The organism is Frankia gtarii (assembly GCF_025403375.1).
In the GTDB taxonomy this organism is placed as follows: domain Bacteria; phylum Actinomycetota; class Actinomycetes; order Frankiales; family Frankiaceae; genus Frankia; species Frankia gtarii.
Genome location: NZ_JAMPTM010000415.1, coordinates 1 through 4,107, shown reverse-complemented (window position 1 = coordinate 4,107; position 4,107 = coordinate 1). Strand labels below are relative to the sequence as shown.

Sequence of the window (4,107 nt, the reverse complement as noted above, 5' to 3'; positions counted from 1 at the left end):
GCGGGGGAACCGGGGGGGGCTGTGGCCACCACCAGGACTGGTCCGTCACCTTGCGGGCTCTGCAGCGTCTGCTGGGTGACGGTCAGTGTCCCGACCAGGGGGTGGCGCAGGTCGTAGTCGGCGGCATCACAGGCCAGGATCCGGTGATCGGCCCACATCGTGGCGAACTCCGGACTGCGCATGGTCAGCTCGCCGATCAGCCTGGCCAGCAACGAATCGTCCGGGTGCCGGCCGGCCGTCAGGCGCAGGTTGCCCACCACGGCTCTGGCCTTGGCGGGCCAGTCGGTGTACAGCTCGCGGGTGTGCGCGTCCAGGAACACCAGTCTGGCCATGTTCGGCCGTCGGCCCGGGTCGTTGGGGCTGTCCGGATCGAGATGGCCGGCGAACAGCCCGTGGCCTGGCCGGTTCCAGGCCAGGACGTCGCTGCGGCGGCCCAGGACGATGGCGGGTGTGCCCTCGATGGCTGCCAGCAGCGCGCTGGTGGCCGAGGTGATCCGTTCGGCCCGCGGACGGCCCGCGGGTCTCCCCCGTTGGGGTGCACGGGCCAGGGCGTGTAGATGGGCGCGCTCGGACTCATCCAATCGCAGGGCATTCGCGATGGCGTCGAGCACCTCGCGCGAGGCGTTGCGTGACTGGCCCTGCTCCAGGCGGGTGTAGTAGGGGGCGCTGATGCCCGCGAGCATCGCGAGCTCCTCGCGCCGCAGCCCCGGCACCCGGCGGCGCTCACCGTAGGTCCGCAGCCCGACGTCCTCGGGCCGCAGTTGGCCCCGGCGCGCCTGGAGGAAGTCGGCCAGGTGCCCGTGCTTGTTCATGGAGCCGAGTATGCGCACCGCCGATGATCCGCGCCTGACCCCGCCGGGGTGGGGATCCGCGGGGTCTGGTTCGCCCCGGCCCTGGTCCCCAGGGTGATCCGCACGGTGTGCGGCGCGGGCTGCGTCGCATGTCGCATGCCTCGGTCCGGCGCCGGGACCGAGGTCGATGAGAACTCCGCGGCCTCGGTCGCTCCGCGACGCCGACGCGGCGATCTACTCTTACCGCGGGCGGGATTTCGGCCCGCTCATGACCCGCTCGACGAGGATGGGGCGGCCCCCGCTGCCGGTGGCTTCGCGACCAGGTGGAGATCGCCCTTCCGACGCTGGATGCGCCAGCCCTCGGGCGTCCGGGACAGTCGGTCCAGATGCCGCCCGAGTAGGGATATCCCCAGCCCGCCATCGGGGCGCCGTTCCACCACCGTCCACATGACCTCCGCCGTCGCGGTATCACCGGTAAGGATTACGTCGGGGCTGGAAATGATGTGGAACGAGGTGCCGAGCCCGGCCGTGAGGGTCCGGGCCATGAGTTCCCCGATGGCCTCGGGTCCCTTGGCCCGCCCCATCGGTCCCAGGAGGACCTCACCGTCCTCGGCGAACAGGGCCGCCAACCGCTCCCAGTTGCCCTGATCAAGATGCCGGCCGTAATCGACGAATAACTGATGGATCGCATCTCGGTCCTCGAGCCGTTGAAGACGGTCCTCAGGACTTTCCATGGGCACCTCGCACTGTCGAAACGTCTGAGCAGCGCTGACCATCATCAGCGTCGCACCGCCAGGTGCAGCGTCTCCTGAAATCGTGTGCGCCGTCCCCCGAACCAGAGCGTCCCGACTCGTCACACGCCCGGCACGATGCGCATGTCACGAACGGCGCCGCCGTCGAGGACGGCCAGGGCCTTCTGGTAGGCGGGGCTGTCGTGCGCGGTCCGGGCAGCCTCGACCGAATCGAACTCGATAAGCACGGTGCGGGTCTTCTCCCCGGCCTCGTACGTCTGCTCGGGAAGACCCCGGGCTACGAAGGTGCCGCCGGCCGCACGCAGCGCCGGACCGGCCAGCTCGGCGTACGCCGCAACCTTGCTCTCATCGACGATCTCCTGGTAGATACTGATCCAGTAGGCAGTCATGACGCCATCGTGCCCGAGGAGGCGCGCAGACGGGTCCTCAGCCCCGGGGCGATCGTGGCCAAGGACAGGCCCTGGAGTCTGGGTGAGGCCGTCGATGATGTGGCGACGCACCGGGGAACGCCCGTTGCCCCGGCATGAGAAAGCGGCGCCGCCCCGAAGGGCGACGCCGCTTCCACTGATCTTGCTGATTCGGCTGCCTTGCTGAGCACTGCCCTGGTGGGCTCGTGTTCGAGTAAGGCTGCCGTGGTGGACCTAACGCACCACAATAAGAACCGCCCGATCTTGGTTCAGGGTCCTGAAATCACCATTCACCCGGTCTCTACGAGGCTCCCGACCAGGGGCGATGCCGAGTGAGCACCCGACTCGCGACATCATCGCCAGAATCGAACACGCGTTCCGCAAGTCTGGCGGGTCCGGACATGCGGTCCCGTTGGTGGCGCCGAGCTGGTCCCGTCGTCCCGTCAAGGGCGAATCACCCTCGTCCTGCCCTGGCGCCGCATCCCCGGCGGCAAGCCCCAGCCGAACTCACCGGATGGTGTACCCGCCCGGTCCTCGCCGACGCCGGCTACGGAGACTCAGCCGAGTTCCGCCAAGACCTCACCGACCAGAACCTGGTCTACGTCATCGGCGTGACCCACACCTCGACCGTGGCGGCCGTGCGGGGCTGCGATCCGCCGTTCAGCTCACGTCCCGGCGGACCTCGGTGGCTGGCCATGCGTCGGTCGTATCCTCAAGGGGTGAGTACTCTGCGGGACGAGCTGCACAGTCTGATCGACCGCCTGCCCGAGTCGCACGTGGCGCCGATCCTGGCTCTCGTGCGCGAGAGCGCGCCCGCCGAGAGCGGCGGCGACGAGTGGCCACTACCGGATTTCGTCGGTGCGTTGGCCAGCGGCAAGGGCGATGGGTGCAGTTCCCCTGAAGTGAGTTGATCAGGGTGGTATGCGGTTGTCTGCGTACTGGCTGTTGTGGTTGCGGTGGCGTTCCTGGTCGAGGTGGAACGTCCAGTAGTCGTCGAAGTCTCGGTTGGCGATGACGGCGCGCAGCGTGAGGATGGCTTCGGCGCCGTCGAGTCCCCAGCGGGCGCCGGTGATGTCCATGCTGTCCTTGACGAGGTGGCGGCAGGCGCCCTCGATGACGCCGGTGGCGATCGGCCAGCCCTTCGCCAGGGCGGTGGCGTAGTCGAGGTAGGCGGCTTTGGCGTCGAGGTAGGCGGCGGCGGTGTCGGCACCTTTGCGTTCGGTCTGGTCGTAGCCGTTGTAGGTGGCGCGGCGGCGGATGCCGGTGGCGACGTCGGTCGCGTGGCCGGCCAGGACCTTGCGGGCCTTGTCGGTGACCCAGGCCTCGGCGTCGGGGTCGCCAGTGTCGAAGAATGACCAGCCGGCCTTCCAGAGGTATTCCAGGACGTGGATGAAGTCGATCAGGATGTGGATCTGCACGCTGCGGCGTTTCGCCTCGGCGGTGACGGCGTCGAGCTGGGCCTGGTTGCCGTCGACGAGCACGACCCAGGTGCACGCGTGGTGCGGGTCGCGCCGCGTCGCCTCGTCGAACCCGGCGGCCACGACGGTGGCGATGTCGTCGACGACGGAGGCGGTCAGCCACTTCCCGGCCGCCTTCGGCCCGTCCTCGCTGTCCTGGCCGGGCGGCGGCAGCACGTCGCGCGGGGTGCGCACCACCGGGGCGGCGTCGTGCACGGCGGCCAGCTCGGCCATCCGTTTACGGCCGTTCTTCTCCCCGGGCGACAACCTCGTCGCCAGCTTGCGGCCCGCGGCGGCCGCCGCTTTCGCCGTCGCCGGGCGCAGCCCCTCTGGGCGCATGACCACACCCTTACCGTCGAACTGCAACACCAGCAGCGCATCCGGCGTCGGCCCGGCCTTCATCCGGGCGTAGAAGCCGTCCACATCGACCGCGGCCGTGCCGGCCAGCTCGACGAGCTGCCGCTTGCCGACTCTCACCCCGGTCGCGCGCTCGACCGCGGCCACCGCGTCGTCGAACGAGCCCCGCGCCGCTTCCAACGCCACCAGCCGGCGCAGCCCGTGCGAGTGCAGCCCCGCCGGCAGGTTCAACGCCCCGTCCGCCGGATGCAGGTTGCCCGCCCCCACCGCCCGGTAGGCCAGCCTCGTCACCGACACCCGGCCGAACACCGTCGACAACCCCCGGCCATGGCCCCTCTCCAGC

5 protein-coding genes are annotated in these 4,107 nt (G+C 70.0%); 1 reads left to right on the top strand and 4 read right to left on the bottom strand.

Features of this window, described 5'->3' with window-relative positions:
* From NBZ83_RS30605 to NBZ83_RS30595, 3 genes are all read right to left on the bottom strand, one after another.
* Positions 1-830 (bottom strand): helix-turn-helix domain-containing protein (locus tag NBZ83_RS30605; RefSeq protein ID WP_261576360.1); only part of this gene is annotated, 830 nt, incomplete at its 3' end.
* 227 nt (positions 831-1,057) lie between these two features.
* Complete coding sequence (locus NBZ83_RS30600) at positions 1,058-1,525, bottom strand: nuclear transport factor 2 family protein (RefSeq protein WP_261569446.1); 468 nt, start codon at positions 1,523-1,525, stop codon at positions 1,058-1,060.
* 119 nt (positions 1,526-1,644) lie between these two features.
* A complete protein-coding gene (locus tag NBZ83_RS30595) occupies positions 1,645-1,932 on the bottom strand; it encodes a DUF1330 domain-containing protein (RefSeq protein WP_261569447.1) in 288 nt (95 codons plus the stop codon).
* Positions 1,933-2,351: 419 nt separating this feature from the next.
* On the opposite strand from NBZ83_RS30595, the gene NBZ83_RS30590 reads away from it, so the two are divergent.
* The gene (locus NBZ83_RS30590; protein WP_261569448.1) at positions 2,352-2,861 is read left to right on the top strand and encodes a transposase; all 510 of its coding nucleotides are present in this window, start codon (positions 2,352-2,354) and stop codon (positions 2,859-2,861) included.
* Here the strand turns inward: NBZ83_RS30590 and NBZ83_RS30585 are convergent.
* Positions 2,862-4,107, bottom strand: a 1,246-nt coding sequence (locus NBZ83_RS30585; RefSeq protein ID WP_261576359.1) for an ISKra4 family transposase, incomplete at its 5' end; no start/stop codon positions are given.